Genomic DNA, 18,161 nt, shown 5'->3' on the forward strand with positions numbered 1-18,161 from the left:
TTATTGCCCACTACCCTATTCCCCTACGGGCTTGTGCTGAGCGCCTTGTAGACGGCGATACCGGCAGCAAGGTCCTCGAGTGCAGCGCCGACCGACTTGAACAGCGTGATCTCGTCGTCGCTCTGCCGACCGCCTTTTTGGCCACGCGCCAGTTCGTGCAGGTCGGCGACGATCGCTTCAGGCTTCAGGACACCGGAAGCCAATGGCTGCACGATGTCGCCGGCCTCCTTGGTGGCGCCGGCGCGGGTATCGACATAAACGCGAGCGCGGGAAATTGCATCATCGTCGCTCTCGCGCATTTGCGGCGTGAAGCCGCCGACCAGATCGACATGGGCCCCGGGCTTCAACAGCGCGCCCTTGATCAGCGGCGCGGTCGTGATCGTCGCCGACGACACGATGTCGGCCTCGCCAAGCTCGGTTTCGAGGTCGCCGGCCACGCTCGCCGGGAGGCCTTCGGCGCGCAGCGCCGCCGCTACCTTTTCGGCATTGGCCGGCGTGCGGTTCCAGATGCGGATCGACTTGACCGGCCTGGCCGCCGAATGCGCCTTGGCGAGGAAAGGTGACAGCGCGCCGGCGCCGATCACCAAGAGCCGCGAGGCGTCCTCGCGGGCGAGATAGGATGCGGCGAGCGCCGAGGCGCAGGCGGTCCGCCATTGCGTCAGCCTCTGGCCGTCGATCAGGGCCTGGGGTTCGCCGGTCACGCCGTCGAGCAGCAGATAAAGGCCCATCACCGCCGGCTTGCCGATGGCGTTGTTGTCCGGCGAGACGGTGACGATCTTGACGCCGATATGGCCGCCGGCCGAGGTGCCGGCCGCGTCGAAGTCGGTCCAGGCCGGCATCAACAAAAGCGTCGAGGCGGCGCCGTCCGGCCGCTCGACCGCGTGATGGTGACGCACCGGCTGCACGGCGCCTTCGCGGAAGGCGGCGCGCAGCGTCTCGACCAGACCTGAAAAGGTCAGAGCGCGGTCGACCTCGGCGGCCGAAATAGTCAGCATCGAAAGCTCCGTAAGGCGCTGTTCAGTTCGTCGGCTTGGGCAGCGCCGGTCCTTTCGGCGCAGCGGGTGCGCGGCTCACTGCCTGGCGCAGGTTCTCGGCCTCCAGCCCGCGCTGGCGCGCGAGCTTGCGGTAGTGGCCCTGCTTCACCCAGGTCGCCATGCTGCCGACGATCATGCCGGTGGCCAAGGCCAGGAACAGGAAGATGAAGAGCGGCAAATTCAGCGTCAGCGCCGGATTGCCCGGATGGAACGGGTCGAGCGTGAAAGCGACCGGACCGCGGTTGGCGACGGCAAGCGCGATCAGGATGACGGCCAGCGGCACGAAGACCACGACGAGCATGACGCGATTGAACATCAAATCTCCTGGAGGTGGCTTAAACGCCGAACCCTCGTTTCCCGACCTGCCGGCGCAGCGCCTATTTGCCGCCGTTCAGCCTTTCGCGCAACTCCTTGCCGGTCTTGAAGAACGGCACCCACTTCTCCTCGACCTCGACGGATTCGCCGGTGCGGGGGTTGCGGCCGGTGCGGGCAGGGCGGTTTTTCACCGAAAAGGCGCCGAAACCGCGCAACTCGACCCTGTTGCCTTCGGCGAGCGCGTCGGTGATCTCGTCAAAGATCGCGCCGACGATGTTTTCAACGTCGCGGAGGAAAAGATGGGGGTTGCGCGCGGCAATGATCTGCACAAGCTCGGACTTGATCATGAACGTTCCCCGTAAACCACTGCGGTCAAATATCAGGATGATTTTATTGCTTTATTTGGCTCGTCCCAATGGTTGTCAAGGGTGCCAGACCGAAACGAGACCGTCAAGGAACAAGCGGTCGGCGCCAAGCTCGTGAATGATGTCGCCGCCGGCGTCCGGCAGGCCGAGCGCGTTGGCGACGGCTTTGGTCATGCTTTTCGAAAACAGGAAGCCGTGTCCTTCCGTATCCTTCCATTCGACGACCTTGAGCTTGCTGTCGACACCTTTGCTCGCCAGCCAGCTGATCGCCTCGGCTTCGCCGCCAACGGCATCAACCAAGTGATTGCCGAGTGCCTGGCGGCCGGTGAAGATCGAACCGTCGGCCAGCGCCTGCGCCTGCTCACGGGTCATCTTGCGCCGCTCGGCGACAATGCCGACGAACCAGTCATAGCTGTCGAGGATGAGCTTGCGCACCATGGCGCGCTCGTCGTCGTTGGTCGGCTTGAAGGGCGAGGGCGCAGCCTTCAGCGGCGAGGACTTCACCTCTTCGAGCTTGATGCCGAGCTTGTCCATCAGGCCGCTCACGTCGGGATACTGGATCAGCACGCCGATGGATCCGACGATCGAGGTCTTGCGGGCGACGATGTGGTCGGCCGCGCTTGCGATCATATAGCCGGCGGACGCGGCCAGCGTGCCGACCTCGGCTACCACCGGCTTGTCGGCGGCAAGCTTGCGCACTTCCTCATAGATCGACTCGCCGCCGACCGTGGTGCCTCCGGGCGAATCGATCGACAGGATGACGCCCTTCACCGTTGCGGACTTGCGGATCGTCTCCAGTCTTTTGATCAGCTCCTCGTCCTCGGTGATCGTGCCTTCGATCTTGACCTTGGCAATGTGGTCGATCGCCTGACCGGTGAAATCATCACCGTAGATCCATGCCGAAAACGCGATCAGCGCTGCCGCCAGAACCACAAACGCGGTCACGCGCCAGAACGTCAGCTTGCGGCGCAAGCGGCGGCGGTCGATCAGGTCGTCGGCTCTCATTGCCATGGTCAGCCTCACATTCGGTGGGAAAGGACGCTTTTAAAGCAACCATCCGCGCGGGGCTACCGTTTCCTGACGCCCTGGTTCCTGACAAGTCTTGGCGCAACGCGGCGGTCACGACGACCTCACGAAAAATTAACGCAGCCCGTTCCTATCTGCTATGAAGAGCTGGCAGTGCAGCCGGATTCGTCCTAGTCGTACCGTAGTAGCCGTCACATTTTTGCAGTTTTCCTCCGCTTGTGCTTGCTTGCGGGGACCGGCATACCACCTATAGGCGGTGTTTGGCGGGGCAAGGGCTCATTAGAAAATAGTCATGTTGGCGCGATCTGACGAAACGAGCGATGCCGAAACGGTATCGGCTGCCGCTGGCGAAAGCGGCACGCGCGGCGATGCGTTCGATCGTGCGCAGCGGCATTCGCGCCGCGTGCGCGTGCTGAAATTCGCCGTGCCGCTGCTGGCGGCGGCAATTGCTATCGCCTTTCCGGTCTATTCGTATCTCGCCGCGCCGGTGTCGATCTCGGTACAGGCCGACGGCACAGCCTTTTCGAACGGCAAGCTGGTGATGGCCAATCCCAAGCTCAACGGCTTCACCAAGCAGAAACTGCCTTACTCGCTGACGGCGACCAGGGCGACCCAGGATGTCGGCAAGCAGGGTATCATCGACCTCGAAGGCATCAACGCCAAGCTGCCCGTCGCCAGCGACAATGTGGTGGCGGTCAACGCCGCGCATGGCATCTACGACCGCGACGCCAACACGATGGACCTCACAAGCGATGTCCTGGTGACGACGAGCGACGGCATGGAAGCCAAGTTCAAATCGGTCTTCCTAGACATGGGCAAAGGTTCTATGAAGACGGATAATCCGGTCGATGTTAGCCGCGGCGGATCGCGCATCACCGCCGACTCGATGTCGGTGGAAGAAAACGGCAAGGTCGTGGTCTTCGAGAACCGGGTGCGCGTCAACATCGATGCGGCAAGTCTGAAGGCGGCAGAGGCAAAGGGCGGAGAGCAGAATGCGTCGCAGTAGTTCGGCAAGGCTTGCAGCGGCGGCCTCTCTGTTCATGTTGCTCGGGGCGGTGCCAGCGCTTGCCCAGTCCGGCGGCACCAGCCAGATGTCCGGCCTGAAACTATCGGGCGATCAGCCGATCCAGATCGAAAGCGACAAGCTCGAGGTCCGTCAGGCCGACAGCGCGGCGATCTTCAGCGGCAACGTCACCGTCAATCAGGGGCCGACGCTGCTCAAGGCCGGCAAGATGACTGTCTACTACGTCAAGGATCCAAACGCTCCCAAAGGCGCGGCGGCCGGCGCATCGGCGATGACGGGCGCAGCCAACATCGATCACCTCGTCGTCGAGAACAAAGTCTATATCAAGTCGAACGACCAGATCGCCACCGGCGACAAGGGCACGTTCGACATGAAGACGCAGGTGCTCGTTCTTTCCGGCAGCGAAGTGGTGCTCTCGCAGGGCGACAACGTGCTCAAGGGCTGCAAGCTCACCGTTCAGATGAAAAGCGGCCTTGCCAATGTCGACGGCTGCGGCACCGGCGGTCGCGTAATCATGTCGATCACGCCGCAGAAGCAGGGCGCGCCCCAAAAGGGCACGGCCCAGCAGGGAGCGTCGAGCAACTAATGGCCGGCGTATCGTCGCTGCTGGCCCGCCTCCCGGGGCGGACAGCCGCAAAAACGTCTGCTCCGGCAACGGTCGGCGCCGACAAGGCGAAGTTCAAGGGCACCCTGATCGCCAAGGGTCTGACCAAGAGCTACAAGGGTCGCAAGGTGGTGAGCGGCGTGACGCTCGGCGTGCGGGCCGGCGAGGCCGTCGGACTGCTTGGGCCCAACGGCGCCGGCAAGACCACCTGTTTCTACATGGTCACCGGTCTCGTGCCGGTGGACGAAGGCACGATCGAGATCGACGGCTTCGACGTCACCTCGATGCCGATGTACCGGCGCGCCCGCCTCGGCATCGGCTATCTGCCGCAGGAAGCGTCGATCTTCCGTGGCCTCAACGTCGAGCAGAACATTCGCGCCGTTCTGGAAGTGGTGGAAAAGAGCCGCAAGGAACGCGAGCGCACGCTCGACGAACTGCTCGAGGAATTCCACATCAGCCATCTGCGTAAGGCGCCGTCGATGTCGCTGTCGGGCGGCGAAAGACGGCGCCTCGAGATCGCGCGGGCGCTGGCGACCCGGCCGGCCTACATGCTGCTCGACGAGCCCTTCGCCGGTATCGATCCGATCGCGGTCGCCGACATCCAGCAGCTCGTCCGCCATCTCACCGCACGCGGCATCGGCGTGCTGATCACCGACCATAATGTGCGCGAGACGCTCGGCCTGATCGACCGCGCCTATATCATCCATGCCGGCCAAGTGCTGACGCATGGCCGCGCCGACGAGATCGTCGCCAACGCCGATGTGCGGCGGCTTTATCTCGGCGAGGGTTTTACGCTCTAAACGCGAAAATTCCAGTTCTGCGGCAATTTCTCGCTGAATTTTCCGGCTTTATGCCTGCTCTGCCCGCGAATAACGCTCCGGTAAGCCGTCTCTGCTAGCGTTTGCCTTGACAAGCAAAAGCCGGGCCAGTTTCTATGCCCGACCGAAAACGGTAGCCCGATGCGTAGACGAGGCGTTTGAATCCAACCATGGCGCTGGCGGCCAAACTGCAGCTCAGACAGTCCCAGTCGCTGGTGATGACGCCCCAGCTGATGCAGTCGATCCGGCTGCTGCAGCTCACCCATGTCGAGCTCGAACGCTTCATCGACGAGGAAATCGAGCGCAATCCGCTCTTGGAGCGGGCGGAGTCGCAGGACGATGCGGGCGGCGACCAGCCGCAGAAGAGCGAGACCGCTCCGGAACCCGCCGCCGGGGACGACTGGTTCGAAAGCGAGACGGAATGGAGCGCCGAGGCGATCTCGGAAAAACTCGACTCTTCGCTGGAGAACCTGTTTCCCGACGACCCCGGCACGAGCGAAAAGCTCGGACCGGATCTCACCGCGCAGTGGAAGTCGGCATCCGGGGGCAGCGCCGGCGGCGCTTCGTCGGAAGGCTTCGACGTCGGCGAGATGGCCGCGACCATCGTGACGCTGCGCGAACATGTCGGCGAACAGATCGCGCTTGCCTTCTCCAAACCCGCCGAGCGCGTGATTGCCGGCGAGCTTGCCGACAGCCTCGACGAAGCGGGCTATCTGCGCGCCGATCTGGAAGAGATTGCCGCGCGGCTGGGCGCGAACAAGGGAGCGGTGGCGCGAGCGCTCGCGGTCTGCCAGACCTTCGAGCCGGTCGGCCTGTTTGCCCGCGATCTCGCCGAATGCCTGTCGCTGCAGCTTGCCGCACGCGACCGGCTCGATCCGGCGATGAAGGCCCTGGTGGCTAATCTCGAACTTCTGGCGCGGCGAGATTTCCAGACGCTGAAACGCATCTGCGGCGTCGACGAGGAAGACCTTCTCGACATGCTGGCCGAGATCCGGGCGCTCGATCCGCGCCCCGGCACCGCGTTTTCGGGCGGCGCGAGCGACGCCATCGTGGCCGACGTCGAGGTGCGGGCCGCCGCCGACGGCAGCTGGGCGGTGGAGCTTAACGCCGACACGCTGCCGCGCGTGTTGGTCGATCATGTCTATTTCGCCCGGGTTTCCGGCCATGCCAAGGACCAGGCGGAAAAGGAGTTTCTGGCCGAATGCCTGCAGAACGCCAACTGGCTGACGCGCAGCCTCGACCAGCGGGCGAAGACGATCCTGAAAGTGGCCTCGGAAATCGTGCGCCAGCAGGACGCATTCCTTGTCCATGGCGTGCGGCATCTCAAACCGCTCAATCTGCGCACGGTGGCCGACGCGATCGGCATGCATGAATCGACAGTGAGCCGCGTCACCGCCAACAAATACATGCTGACGCCGCGCGGCGTGTTCGAGCTGCGCTATTTCTTCACCGCTTCGATCGCCTCGGCGGAAGGCGGCGAAGCGCATTCCTCGGAAGCGGTGCGCGACCGCATCAAGCAGCTGATCGACGAGGAAAAGCCCGCCGACGTGCTTTCCGACGACACCATCGTCGACATGCTGCGGGAAAGCGGCGTCGACATCGCCCGCCGCACGGTCGCCAAATACCGGGAGGGCATGAACATTCCTTCATCGGTGCAGCGGCGCCGGGAGAAGCGGGCGTTGGCCAACGCCGGGCGATAGGGCAGTTGATATTCATCCGGCCTGACCTAGTTTGGTCCGGGCTGAGGAATGGCGAATTTTCACAGTTTTGGTGTTTCATTGACAAGCTGCAATGAAGTGTCTAGAAGCCCGCCCGCATGAGCCGGGCCGTGATGCCCGCTCGCGAATGGCTCCGTCAAAGCGAAGGCCTCGGACGGCCAGAAGGCGACTTGTGATCAACCGGAAAGTTCGGGTCTAAAATCGGCGCGCGTGCCGCCGCAAAGCTTGTGCGCGCGCACCACGGGTATAAACTCGGGACAGTTTGAAGCCTGAGCAAGGAAGGTCAGTTTTCAGATGAATCTGCGCATTTCGGGAAAACACATGGACATCGGCGATGCGTTCCGTACGCGCATCAACGCTCGTGTCAACGAAGCGATTGAAAAATATTTCGATCGGGGTTTTTCAGGACATGTAACGGTCATCAAAGCGGGATCGCGCTTCTCGGCCGATTGCATGATCCGTCTCGATTCCGGCGCCTCGCTGCAAGCGACCGGGGACGCCCAGGATCCCACGCTAGCCTTCGAGGCGGCCGCCGATCGCCTCGAGACGCGGCTCAGGCGCTACAAGCGCCGGCTGAAGTCGCACAATTCCAGCAACGGCAACGGCGAATCCACCGACATCGCCTACGCCGTGATGGAGCCGCTCGCCGACGACGAAGAGGAAATCCCGGAGAATTTCGCTCCGGCCATCGTCGCCGAATCAACCGTGACGCTTCGCACCATGTCGGTGGCGTCTGCCGTCATCGAGCTCGATACCAAGGACAGCCCGGTTTTCGTCTTCCGCAACGCCGGAAACGACCATGTCAATATCGTCTACCGCCGGCCGGATGGAAACATCGGCTGGATCGATCCGTCGACGACCAAAGTCGCGCAGGGTTAAGAAAGCCGGCCGCGCGAGGGGGACGACCGGCGCGGTAGGCGAGCAAGGGATTTTTCAAGCATGGATCTCAGCGATCTCATCAGCGTCCCGGCTATCATGCCGGCGTTGAAGGCGAATTCCAAAAAACAGCTTCTGCAATTGCTATCGGAGAGGGCGGCGGCGATTTCCGGCATTCCGGAGCGGGAAGTGTTCGACACCATCCTGCAACGCGAGCGGCTGGGCTCCACCGGCGTCGGCAACGGGATCGCCATTCCGCATGGCAAGCTCGCAGGGGTCAAGCGGATCGCGGGCGTGTTCGCCCGGCTGGAGACGCCGGTCGATTTCGAGGCGCTCGACGACCAGCCGGTCGACCTGGTGTTTCTGCTGCTTGCGCCCGAAGGCGCCGGCGCCGATCATCTCAAGGCGCTGTCGCGCATCGCGCGCGTGCTGCGCGACGCCGATACGGTGGCCAAGATCAGGGGGACGCGCGACGCAGTGGCGATCCACGCTCTGCTGTCGGATACCCAGGCCTCGCACGCGGCCTGAAGTTTGGGTGAAGCTGGCTTTTTTGGATAGGTTTTTGGGATCAACTCTAGGGGCCGCCGGGAGCGGCCCTTTCCAATTCAGGCAACGACCCGGGGTCAGTGAATGGCGACCGTGGTCAGATCGTTCTCCAGCGCACCCGCCAGGGCCCGGTCACGGGCATCGGAAAGCAGGATCGGCTGACCGTTGGCGGCAAACAGCGCCCACAGTTCCAGGCCGGGCGCGATTTCACCGAGGCCAGGGAAGCGGCCGCGCAAATCGTCGCTCGATACTTTCCTCAGATATGCGACCGAACCTTCGCCGAGATGGGCGAATTCGCCGCTGGTCATGGTCAGGGTTTCGTCAATTGTGGTCATTTCAAGCCTCCTTGGCGCAAGGACGCCGCTGCCGGCCGTCCCGCATTAGAGCCATCGGCAAAGATCAGTCTTTCACCGATATGTTTATTTTCCGTACCAGCCGCTCGGCCTCCGGACGGTCGAGATCGATCGACAAAAGGCCATTCTTCAATTCCGCGCCGACCACCCGCATGCCGTCGGCCAGCACGAAGCAGCGCTGGAACTGGCGTGCGGCGATGCCGCGGTGGAGGAACTCGCGCTCGGTGTCGTCGGTCTGACGGCCGCGCACGATCAGCTGGTTTTCCTCGGTGGTCACATCGAGGTCGTTCTCTGCGAAACCCGCCACGGCAAGCGTGATGCGCAGCCTTTCGGCCTTGCCGTCCGAGGCGCCCAGACGCTCGATATTGTACGGAGGGTAGCTGTCGCCCGACTTCGCCAGACGTTCGAGCGTCTTTTCCATGGCGTCGAAACCCAGAAGAAGCGGGCTGGAGAAGGGCGTCATTCGACTCATTGTTACACTGTCCTCTTAAGAGCGACACAAACCGGAAAAACCCGGATGGCATTTTTCCCGATGGTCTTGATATGGTCCGCCGCGCGATCAAGTTCAAGCCGTCAAAACCCCGCCCAAAAAGACTCCCCAAAGGAATTGAAATGCCCAAGTCACGAAAGATCATCATCGACACGGATCCCGGCCAGGACGATGCCGTCGCCATATTGCTGGCGCTCGGCAGCGCCGAGCTGGAGGTCGTCGGCATCACCGCCGTTGCCGGCAACGTGCCGCTGAAGCTCACCGAGAAGAATGCCCGCAAGATCTGCGAGCTCGCCGGCCGGCCCGACGTCAAGGTTTATGCCGGCGCCATCCGCCCGCTGGCGCGCGAGCTCGTCACCGCGGAGGAAGTGCATGGCAAGACCGGCCTCAATGGACCCCAGCTGCCCGAACCGACCATGCCGCTGCAGGAGCAATATGCGGTCGATTTCATCGTCGAGACGCTGATGCGCGAGGAGGCGGGCACGATCACGCTCTGCCCGCTCGGGCCGCTCACCAACATCGCGCTGGCGCTGATCCGCGAGCCGCGGATCGCGTCGCGCATCAAGGAAATCGTGCTGATGGGCGGCGGCTTCTTCGAGGGAGGCAACGTCACGCCGGCGGCGGAGTTCAACATCTATGTCGATCCGCACGCGGCCGACGTGGTGTTCAAATCCGGCATTCCGATCGTGATGATGCCGCTCGACGTCACCCACAAGGCGCTGACGACAGCCAAGCGCGTGAAGGCCTTCCGCGAACTGGGCACCAAGGTCGGCACGGCCACCGCCGAGATGCTGGAATTTTTCGAGCGCTTCGACGAGGAGAAATACGGCACCGACGGCGGGCCGCTGCACGATCCTTGCGTCATCGCCTATCTCATCAAGCCGGAACTGTTCAAGGGTCGTTACTGCAATGTCAGCGTCGAGACGGCCTCCGAGCTCACCATGGGCATGACAGTGATCGACTGGTGGGGCGTCACCAAGCGGGAGAAGAACGCCACAGTGATGCGCGACATCGACCATGACGGCTTCTTCGCGCTGCTGGTGGAAAGGCTGGGGCGGCTGTAATGCCTGTCCTTCCCCCCTTGTGGGGGAAGGTGGATCGGCGCGAAGCGCCGAGACGGATGAGGGGTGTTGGACGGAGTGAGGCGATGGTGTTCCCTGGAACACCCCTCATCCGACCGAGCTTCGCTCGGCCACCTTCTCCCACAGGGGGAGAAGGGGAGGCCTGGCGCTACTTTGCCTTCGAAAACGCCAGCCACAGGCCGCCGCCGACCAGGAAGCTGCCGCTGATCCGCGACATCAGTTTAACGCGGCTGGCCGACAGCAGCCGCCCGGCGCGGCCGGCAGCAAGCGCGTAGGTCGAGTCTGACATGGCGGCGAACACCATCGCGGTCAGGCCCATGACCACGATCTGCAGCGTGTAATTGCCCTGTGGCGCGATGAACTGCGGGAAGAAGGCGCCGAAGAAGACGAGCGTCTTCGGATTGGAAATCGCTACCAGGAAACCCTGCAGGAAAAAGCCGCCGCGCGGTTTTTTGGCCGATCCATCCGGGTTCTGGGCTCCCTTGGCGCGGAGCATCTGCACACCCATCCAGATGAGGTAAGCCGCACCTATCAGCCGCACCCATTCGAACCAGTGACCCATGCCGGCGATCAGCGTGTTGAGGCCGATGCCGACGATGGCGATCATGATGGCGAGCCCGGCCTGGGTGCCGGCGACATTGGCCAGCCCGGCGCGCGAGCCATGGCGGATGCTGTTGGCGATGATCAGCGTGACCGTCGGCCCGGGCACCAGGACGATGACGATGCAGGCGACGACATAGGCGGCGTAGAGTTCCAGCGACATGTTTTCCCTCGAACAGGATCGCGCCGACACGCGCGGAGCGCGATCAATGCACGGAGTTGGCGCCGGCGCAAGCGCGCCAGCCGGTGCAGCCCGTCACGTAGCGCCCGCCGGCCAGGGCAGCGTCGCCTCATAGGCGGCGCCGGCCCCGAGTACGGCAAGGTCGCCACGCGGCCGGCCAATCAACTGCATACCCATCGGCCGGCCCTTGCCGTCGAAGCCGACCGGCACGTTGAGCGCCGGACAGCCGCCGAGCGTGGCAAAGGCGGAGACCTGCATCCAGCGATGATAGCTGTCCATCGCGCGCGCGGCGACCTCGCGCGGCCAATGCGTCGAGACCTCAAAGGGGAAGACCTGGGCGGTCGGCAGGACGATCAGGTCGAAGCGCTCGAACAGCGACAGCAGCGTGCGGTGCCACGAGGAACGCCGGACTGAGGCGGCGTGGACCTGGGGTGCGGTAAGGCGCATCGCCTGCTCGACTTCCCAAACCGCTTCCGGCTTCAGCAGCCTGCGTTTTTCCGGATCGTCATAGTGCGTCTTCAGCCCGCAGCCGCTGCTTGCCTGGCGCAACGTCACGAAGGCCTGCCAGAGCGCCTCGAAGTCGACGTCGGGCACCAGCGCTTCGCTGACGAAGGATGCCTCGGCAAAGCGGGTAAGGGCGGCCTCGCACAGATCGATGATCCCGGGTTCCATCGGCAGGTGGCCGCCGAGATCGCCGAGCCAGGCGACGCGGCCGCCGGTGGCTTTCGTGCGCAGACCGTCCAGAAAGGAAGACTGCTTATCATGCGACAATGGCGCCCGCGGATGATAGCCGGCCTGCTCGTCGAGCAGCAGCGCGATGTCGCGTACATTCCGCCCCATCGGCCCTTCGACGCCCATCTGGGCGTGGAAGATATCGATGTCGGGGCCGGCCGGCACCAGCCCTTGCGATGGGCGGAAGCCATAGACGTTGTTGTAGGCCGCCGGATTGCGCAGCGAGCCGCCGAAATCGCTGCCGTCGGCGACCGGCACCATGTCGAGCGCCAGCGCCACCGCCGCGCCGCCGCTCGAGCCGCCGGCAGTGAGCGCCGGATCGAAGGCATTGAGCGTCGGACCGAAGACCGGATTGTAGGTGTTGGAGCCCAGCCCGAATTCCGGAACATTGGTCTTGCCGATGATGATGGCGCCGGCCTTGCGCAGGCGCTCGACGAAGAAGTCGTCCTCTTGGGGGACGAAATCGGCGAAGATCGGCGAGCCGAAGGTTGTTCTTAAGCCCTTGGTCAGGGCCAGGTCCTTGATGGCGATCGGCAGGCCGAACAGCGATCCGGCCGCGCCGCCCCGGGCCAGATGGGCGTCGGCCCTGTCGGCTTCCGCCAGGATATCGGCGCGCTCGCGCAGCGACACGATGGCATTCACCAGCGGGTTCACAGCATCGATGCGGTCGAGAAAGGCGCTGACGACTTCGCGCACCGAGAGATGGCGTTGCCGGATGTCTTCAGCAAGATCGATCGCGGACAAGCGGCAGATGTCGCCGGCCGGCGGCACGGCATGTTTCGTCGACGGACGCATCGCCGTCACCGCGCGGACAAGGCCGCGTCGACGTCCTTCGCCAGCGGAACCGCCGGCTGCGCGCCCGGCTTCAGGCAAGCGAGCGAGCCTGCCGCCGCGGCGCGCGTGAGCGCCTGTTCGAGCGAAAGGCCGGACGACAGGCCGGCGCCGAAGTAGCCGCAAAAGGTGTCGCCCGCGCCGACCGTGTCGACCGGGGTTATTTTCAGTGCCGGGACGGTGAGGAAATGGTCGGGAGTGGCGGCCAGGACGCCGTCACCGCCGAGCGTCACGACGATGGCGCGGCCTGTCTTTTGGGAATAGTCGCGCATCCGCGCCTGCCGGTCGCGGCCGGTGAGCGCCAGCGCCTCGCCATAGAGGTCGAACTCGGTCTCGTTGGCGACGGCGTAGTCGGCCTTGCCGAGAAAGCCTGCAGCCTCGGGGCGGAAAGGCGCGGTGTTGAGCACGCTGACGGCCCCCGCCGCGCGGGCTGCATCCAGCGCCGCTTCGACCGTCGGCAGCGGGATCTCGTGCTGCAAAAGCACGACATCGCCCTTTTTCAGATACGCCTTGGCGATGTCGCCGGGCAGTACCGAATCGTTCGCGCCCGGCACGACGGCGATCACATTCTCGCCGTCGGCGCCGACCAGGATGAGCGCTGTGCCGGTGGAGGCGAAGCTCTCGCCGACGCCGGAAAGATCGACGCCGCCGGCCTTCAGCAGCGCCAGCGCTTCGGCGGCAAAACTGTCCTTGCCGACGGCGCCGACCATGCGCACCTCAGCGCCGGCGCGGGCGGCGGCCAGCGCCTGGTTGGCGCCTTTGCCGCCGGGAGCGGTGGCAAAGCCGGAGCCGCGGACCGTCTCGCCGGGTTCAGGCAAACGGTCGACATTGGCGATCAGGTCGAGGTTGATCGAGCCGATGATGATGATCAAGAAACGCCTCCTGCCGGAGCGGGCGAGCCTTCGATCGAAGCCCGATGCGCGCCCCAACTCCTTGCTTTTACGCAATTGGTTGCCCGCGAGGCTAGCCGCAAAGAGGGCCGGTTGCCAGATCATGCCGCATAATGCGTGCCGCTGGCCCACAGCATCATTCGCAGCGCAGGGTGACAATGCCCTGGTAACTGCCCGCCGGGAAGATGCCGGGCGATTTCGTCGCTGTGAGATCGATCTGGACGGAGTGGGTTCCGTTGGTGACGCGCTGCGGCGAACTGCCGGGAATATCGAGCGCCGATCCGTCGAGGCGGAACACGGAGGTAAAGGTGACATTGGTGTCGCCGCCGCTCGGCGCGGTCGTGAAGGCGATCGGCGCCGGTGCCGAGACGGAAAAGCAGTCGAGCAGGTTGAGCAAGGTGCAGAGCAGCGAGCTTGCGGTGACGGTGGCGGTGGCGCTCGATCCGCCTGCCTGCTTGGAGCCGAATGTGTTGATCGCCGGATTCGCCGTCATCGTCCCCGAACTGGCGATCATGATGGTGCAGGTGCCGATGACTGCGGCTTGCGCGGGCAGGGCGAAAGCGGCGAGCGCGGCAGCGGCAAGCAGCGGGCGGCTAGTTCTTCTTCTTTTTTCTGACACCGTCGGTTCCGCCTCTGATGCTCCAGCCCTCATTGGTCCATGCGGGCGACGCGCCGGATGGGGCCGCAGCGGCTACGCTGCCTGTCTGGCCGTCCGGGGACAGCCCCATCTTCAGAAGCCGCAACTCCATTTGCAGGCGCTCGACTCGGGCTCATACAGGCGGCTGCAGTCCAGACGCTTGGGCGTACGGCCTATCGGGACGACGACACGGCCGTAGGTGGCCACGTCGCCGTTCGACTGGCTGCTGCTGTTGCCCCGTATCACGCCGACATCCAGATAGGCGCCGCTGCCTGAAACGGCCGAGCGGCAGGTCGTGCCGTCGCTGGCATGAACCTCGTCCTGGCCCTGCGGCAAAGTGACGCCGGGCAAGGTGAAGCCCGTCTGGTTCTGGTTCAGGTTCAGGATGTCCTCGGCAAACCCCTGACTTACGACCGCCAAGGCGGGCAGCAGGGAGAGGGTCAGAACCTGCGATGTCCGAAGAACTTTCCGCATATCTGCGCCCTTATCTGCGTCTGCTCGCCCGGAAAGGGGATACTCTCGGTACAGATACGCACTTTGCGATCGGTCGCGCCGTCGAACGGGACGACCACGAGGACTGGACGCGACGCTTGCCCGGCCAGCAGGAAGGCCTTTGGGGTGATTTGTGCATCGACGGGCCGAAAATCCTGGTCGTAGACATGGACCTCGACCCGGATGCGCCGGTCGTAAGGGTTGCCCGGGAAGACCCTGACGGCGAAGGCATCGGCGAAGGCTCTCACCTCGCCGCGCATCGGCGTCATCGACTGCGCCGTCGCGGCATTGGGGGCAAGGGTTGCTGCCAACGCCGCTATGAAGATCCAAAGCTTTGTCACCGACCGCTCCATTCGCGAGGGACTTATTCGCAGCGCACCGTAACGGTCGCCTGGTAGCCGCCGGCCGAAAAGCGGTTGGTGCCGCTCTTGGTGCCGGTAAGGTTGATTGCGGCCGTCGACGTGCCGGGCACGGTGAGCGCCGTTGCCGTGCCGGTTTCGGCAATCGTCTGCGCGCCGGAAGTGGCGAAAGTCGGTGTCCAGGTGGTGGCTGTGACATCGCTCGCCGGCACGGTGGTGACGGTCACCGGATCGACGCTCAACGAAACGCCGCCCGTGGTGTCGACCTGGACGCTGCCAGCCGCGCCGCCGGCATTGTGGGAGCTCAGCGATTGCAGGTTGCTGCTGACGGTCATGGTGCCGTTGGCGTTGACCGTCAGCGTGCAGGTGGCGGTAATGGTGCCGTTGAACAGCACATTTCCGGTGGCGGCCGATGCCGTCTGACCAGTGCAGGCGGCCAGCAGGCCGGCGGCCATTGCGGCGCGCAGGAATTTCATCGAGACCCCTCTTTCGAGCCGAATGGCCCAACTTAGGGGTATCATCTCTTTATCTTGGTTAATTTAGCGTTACCTGGAATTATGAGATCAAGCAACTTTCAATACAACCGGCGAAACCATCGGTTGTCTCCGGTTGTATTGCTACGGTAGTCTACGATTTTTGTTTCGATTATACTTATTAATACTGAGATCAACGGTTTTTCGCAACCGTCTCGCGAAAAATCGAGGTTTCAGGCCACCTGGCCCGCTTCCCAGCCGAGGATGGCACGCTTGCGCGTCAGGCCCCAGTGATAGCCGGTGAGCGCGCCGGACTTGCCCAGCGCGCGATGGCAGGGCACCACGAAGGACATCGGGTTGGCGCCCACTGCCGCACCCACGGCCCGGCTGGCGCTCGGCGCGCCGATGCTCGCCGCGATCGAGGAATAGGTGCAGGCCCTGCCCATCGGGATGCGCAGCAGCGCCTCCCAGACGCGCAACTGGAAATCGGTGCCGATCATCACCACGCGCAGCGGCTGGTCGGCGCGCCATTTTGTCGGATCGAAGACGCGCGCCGCATAGGGCTGGGTGGCCGACATATCCTCGACATAGGAAGCGTTCGGCCAGCGGCCGGACATGTCGGCGAAGGCAGCCCGCTCGCCGCCGGCGTCGCAGAAGGCGAGGCCGGCAAGGCCGCGGTCGGTGACCATGATCAGGGCGATGCCGAACGGCGAGATATGGTAGCCGTAACGGATGGTGAGGCCGGCGCCGCGGGTCTTGTAGTCGCCGGGCGACATCGCCTCATGGGTGACGAAAAGGTCGTGCAGCCGGCCGGGGCCCGACATGCCGAGCTCGAACGAGGTTTCCAGCAGCGGCATACCGGAATCGAGCAGCCTGCGCGCATGGTCGAGGGTTACCGCCTGCAGGAAGGCCTTGGGCGACAGGCCGGCCCAGCGCGTGAACAGTTTCTGCAGGCCCGTCGGCGTCTCGCCGACCGCCTCGGCCAGAACCTCCAGCGAGGGCTGGTCGCGATAGTCGAGGCTGATCTTCTCGATGGCGCGGCGCACGATTTCGTAGTCGCTGCCAAGGGGCGTGATGTCGTTCTGCAGGATCGCTGACGGTTGCATCCGGGTATTCATGGTCATCTGGGCGTTCATGGCAATATCTCCCATGGCAATATCTGCTCGACCGCGAATATCGGTCTTCCCCCGCTTTGCCACCACCCGAAACTTGCCTTCCTCCGGCCCTTACCCAGATCGAGCTCGCTTCGAACCGAAGGGGCGATGACGGCCGGCGAACAGACAGATTTGACCGGGGTAAGGGAGACCTTGCTGATGACGCAAAGGCGCCGGAGCGCCGTGCCTGTTCAACGCGCCCTGGCGGTCGCCAGTGCGCGCGAAAAGGCAGCAGCAAAGCTTTCGCGGGAGGCGGGATCCAGGAAAGTCCCGATCGAAACGCTTTCGCCTTGCGCCTCGACGGCCATTTTGGTGATGCCGATCTCGGCATGGCGGGCGATCGAAAACCGGGTCCAGAACGGGTTGAAGCGATGATCCTCGAAGTGGCCCGAGGGCGCAGTTTTGCGGATGTCGAGGCTGGTGCGCGAGACCGATATTTCCTCGCGGGCGCGGGCCGCCCGGTAATTGACGCGGAAGGCGATGTAAACCGCGACCACGTCCAGCCCGAAGAAACCGAAAACCGGCCATGCGCCATGCCTCAGGAAGATCGCGCCTGTGCCCGCCCAGCCGAAAATCAGCGCGCCCATCAATATCAGAAAGCCGGTCCGACCGAGGGAGCGATGCGGCGTGAGCAGGGCCTGGAAGAACGGCTTGTCGGCTTCGAACGAGGCGTTTGTGTCGCTCATGGGGAGATATTATAGGAAGGGAATGGCGCCGCCCAAGTCCAAAAACTCCTTCCCCGTCAAAAAGCCGTCTGCCTCCGCCTCAGGCGGCAGTGCGAAAGCAAAGACGCCGTCCCGGAAGGGCGGGCTGCGCTCGCTCTACACGCCCGCCGAGGTGCATGAGATTTTCCGGCGTTTTTCCGTGCAGCGGCCCGAGCCGAAGGGCGAGCTCGACTATGTCAATCCCTTCACGCTGCTGATCGCCGTCGTGCTGTCGGCGCAGGCGACCGATGCCGGCGTCAACAAGGCGACGAAGCCGCTGTTTTCGGTGGCCAATACACCGCAGAAGATGCTGGTGCTCGGCGAGGCCAAGGTCGGCGACTACATCCGCACCATCGGGCTGTGGCGCAACAAGGCCAAGAACGTGATCGCGCTCTCGAAGGCGCTGATCGACGACCATGCCGGCAAGGTGCCGGAAGATCGGGACGAGCTGGTCAAGCTGCCGGGCGTGGGACGCAAGACCGCCAATGTCGTGCTCAACGTTGCCTTCGGCCAGCACACGATGGCGGTGGACACGCATATCTTCCGGATCGGCAATCGGATTGGGTTGGCGCCCGGCAAAACGCCGGAACAGGTCGAGCAGGGGCTGCTGAAGGTTATCCCCGCCGAATACATGCGGCACGCCCATCACTGGCTGATCCTGCATGGCCGCTATGTCTGCAAGGCGCGCAAGCCGGACTGCCCGGCCTGTGTGATCGCCGACATCTGCAAGTCGAAGGAAAAGACCACCGACCTGCCGGCGCCGCTTATCGAGCTCGCGCCGCTCGACGAAACTGAGGACCGATCGATTGGTGTTAGCTCGTCAGAGTGTAGCGGATAGTGCCAGCCGATGGCGCCTG

At 64.0% G+C, this 18,161-nt stretch carries 22 protein-coding genes and 1 pseudogene; 8 read left to right on the forward strand and 15 right to left on the reverse strand.

Annotation, left to right across the window (positions count from 1 at the left end):
• Positions 1-23 precede the first annotated feature (23 nt).
• The 4 genes from CK220_RS22300 to sppA form a co-directional block, all read right to left on the reverse strand.
• Complete coding sequence (locus CK220_RS22300) at positions 24-995, reverse strand: ornithine cyclodeaminase family protein (RefSeq protein WP_095813597.1); 972 nt, start codon at positions 993-995, stop codon at positions 24-26.
• Between the two features lie 22 nt (positions 996-1,017).
• Entirely contained in the window at positions 1,018-1,350 is a 333-nt protein-coding gene (locus CK220_RS22305; protein ID WP_095813598.1) for a DUF1049 domain-containing protein, read from the reverse strand.
• 61 nt (positions 1,351-1,411) lie between these two features.
• Complete coding sequence (locus CK220_RS22310) at positions 1,412-1,696, reverse strand: integration host factor subunit beta (RefSeq protein WP_027165368.1); 285 nt, start codon at positions 1,694-1,696, stop codon at positions 1,412-1,414.
• Between the two features lie 75 nt (positions 1,697-1,771).
• Positions 1,772-2,725: a signal peptide peptidase SppA gene (gene sppA / locus CK220_RS22315; RefSeq protein ID WP_095813599.1), complete on the reverse strand. Its 954-nt coding sequence runs from the start codon at positions 2,723-2,725 to the stop codon at positions 1,772-1,774.
• A 307-nt stretch (positions 2,726-3,032) separates the two neighbouring features.
• Here sppA and lptC point away from each other — a divergent pair, with 307 nt between their 5' ends.
• From lptC to ptsN, 6 genes are all read left to right on the forward strand, one after another.
• Positions 3,033-3,746 carry an LPS export ABC transporter periplasmic protein LptC gene (gene lptC / locus CK220_RS22320; protein ID WP_095813600.1) on the forward strand — a complete coding sequence of 238 codons (714 nt, stop codon included), beginning with the start codon at positions 3,033-3,035 and terminating at the stop codon, positions 3,744-3,746.
• Positions 3,733-4,350 (forward strand): LptA/OstA family protein, encoded by a 618-nt coding sequence (locus tag CK220_RS22325; RefSeq protein WP_095813601.1) that lies wholly within the window; start codon positions 3,733-3,735, stop codon positions 4,348-4,350. Before lptC ends, CK220_RS22325 begins: the two co-directional genes overlap by 14 nt.
• Entirely contained in the window at positions 4,350-5,168 is an 819-nt protein-coding gene (gene lptB, locus CK220_RS22330; protein WP_095813602.1) for an LPS export ABC transporter ATP-binding protein, read from the forward strand. Before CK220_RS22325 ends, lptB begins: the two co-directional genes overlap by 1 nt.
• A gap of 188 nt (positions 5,169-5,356) precedes the next feature.
• Positions 5,357-6,886 (forward strand): RNA polymerase factor sigma-54, encoded by a 1,530-nt coding sequence (gene rpoN / locus CK220_RS22335; protein ID WP_095813603.1) that lies wholly within the window; start codon positions 5,357-5,359, stop codon positions 6,884-6,886.
• A 312-nt stretch (positions 6,887-7,198) separates the two neighbouring features.
• The gene (gene raiA / locus CK220_RS22340; protein ID WP_095813604.1) at positions 7,199-7,783 is read left to right on the forward strand and encodes a ribosome-associated translation inhibitor RaiA; all 585 of its coding nucleotides are present in this window, start codon (positions 7,199-7,201) and stop codon (positions 7,781-7,783) included.
• 60 nt (positions 7,784-7,843) lie between these two features.
• On the forward strand, positions 7,844-8,308 hold the full coding sequence (gene ptsN / locus CK220_RS22345; RefSeq protein ID WP_042641064.1) for a PTS IIA-like nitrogen regulatory protein PtsN: 465 nt from the start codon (positions 7,844-7,846) through the stop codon (positions 8,306-8,308).
• A gap of 95 nt (positions 8,309-8,403) precedes the next feature.
• On the opposite strand, the gene CK220_RS22350 is transcribed toward ptsN, so the two are convergent.
• Positions 8,404-8,661, reverse strand: coding sequence for a DUF1150 family protein (locus CK220_RS22350; RefSeq protein WP_095813605.1), 258 nt, complete (start codon positions 8,659-8,661; stop codon positions 8,404-8,406).
• 64 nt (positions 8,662-8,725) lie between these two features.
• A complete protein-coding gene (locus CK220_RS22355; RefSeq protein ID WP_067004038.1) occupies positions 8,726-9,151 on the reverse strand; it encodes an Hsp20 family protein in 426 nt (141 codons plus the stop codon).
• 140 nt (positions 9,152-9,291) lie between these two features.
• Here CK220_RS22355 and CK220_RS22360 point away from each other — a divergent pair, with 140 nt between their 5' ends.
• Positions 9,292-10,233 (forward strand): nucleoside hydrolase, encoded by a 942-nt coding sequence (locus CK220_RS22360; RefSeq protein WP_095813606.1) that lies wholly within the window; start codon positions 9,292-9,294, stop codon positions 10,231-10,233.
• Between the two features lie 166 nt (positions 10,234-10,399).
• Here CK220_RS22360 and CK220_RS22365 read toward each other — a convergent pair whose 3' ends face one another.
• The 9 genes and pseudogenes from CK220_RS22365 to CK220_RS22405 all read right to left on the reverse strand — a co-directional run bounded on the left by CK220_RS22365 (position 10,400) and on the right by CK220_RS22405 (position 17,286).
• Entirely contained in the window at positions 10,400-11,014 is a 615-nt protein-coding gene (locus CK220_RS22365) for a LysE family translocator (protein WP_095813607.1), read from the reverse strand.
• Between the two features lie 93 nt (positions 11,015-11,107).
• A complete protein-coding gene (locus CK220_RS22370) occupies positions 11,108-12,559 on the reverse strand; it encodes an amidase (protein WP_095813608.1) in 1,452 nt (483 codons plus the stop codon).
• Positions 12,560-12,564: 5 nt separating this feature from the next.
• Positions 12,565-13,467, reverse strand: coding sequence for a ribokinase (locus CK220_RS22375; protein WP_095813641.1), 903 nt, complete (start codon positions 13,465-13,467; stop codon positions 12,565-12,567).
• A 154-nt stretch (positions 13,468-13,621) separates the two neighbouring features.
• Entirely contained in the window at positions 13,622-14,104 is a 483-nt protein-coding gene (locus tag CK220_RS22380) for a hypothetical protein (RefSeq protein ID WP_095813609.1), read from the reverse strand.
• A pseudogene (locus CK220_RS22385) lies at positions 14,079-14,596 on the reverse strand (hypothetical protein). The gene CK220_RS22380 and the pseudogene CK220_RS22385 overlap by 26 nt, the downstream one beginning before the upstream one ends.
• Complete coding sequence (locus CK220_RS22390; RefSeq protein ID WP_245429347.1) at positions 14,563-14,955, reverse strand: hypothetical protein; 393 nt, start codon at positions 14,953-14,955, stop codon at positions 14,563-14,565. The pseudogene CK220_RS22385 and the gene CK220_RS22390 overlap by 34 nt, the downstream one beginning before the upstream one ends.
• Before the next feature lie 23 nt (positions 14,956-14,978).
• Positions 14,979-15,449: a hypothetical protein gene (locus tag CK220_RS22395; protein ID WP_095813611.1), complete on the reverse strand. Its 471-nt coding sequence runs from the start codon at positions 15,447-15,449 to the stop codon at positions 14,979-14,981.
• Positions 15,450-15,679: 230 nt separating this feature from the next.
• A complete protein-coding gene (locus CK220_RS22400; protein WP_176479161.1) occupies positions 15,680-16,582 on the reverse strand; it encodes a methylated-DNA--[protein]-cysteine S-methyltransferase in 903 nt (300 codons plus the stop codon).
• Positions 16,583-16,791: 209 nt separating this feature from the next.
• Positions 16,792-17,286, reverse strand: coding sequence for a DUF2244 domain-containing protein (locus CK220_RS22405; protein WP_095813612.1), 495 nt, complete (start codon positions 17,284-17,286; stop codon positions 16,792-16,794).
• A gap of 22 nt (positions 17,287-17,308) precedes the next feature.
• On the opposite strand from CK220_RS22405, the gene nth reads away from it, so the two are divergent.
• Complete coding sequence (gene nth, locus CK220_RS22410; RefSeq protein ID WP_095813613.1) at positions 17,309-18,142, forward strand: endonuclease III; 834 nt, start codon at positions 17,309-17,311, stop codon at positions 18,140-18,142.
• Positions 18,143-18,161: the final 19 nt, after the last annotated feature.

The organism is Mesorhizobium sp. WSM3860 (assembly GCF_002294995.1).
Classification (GTDB): domain Bacteria; phylum Pseudomonadota; class Alphaproteobacteria; order Rhizobiales; family Rhizobiaceae; genus Mesorhizobium.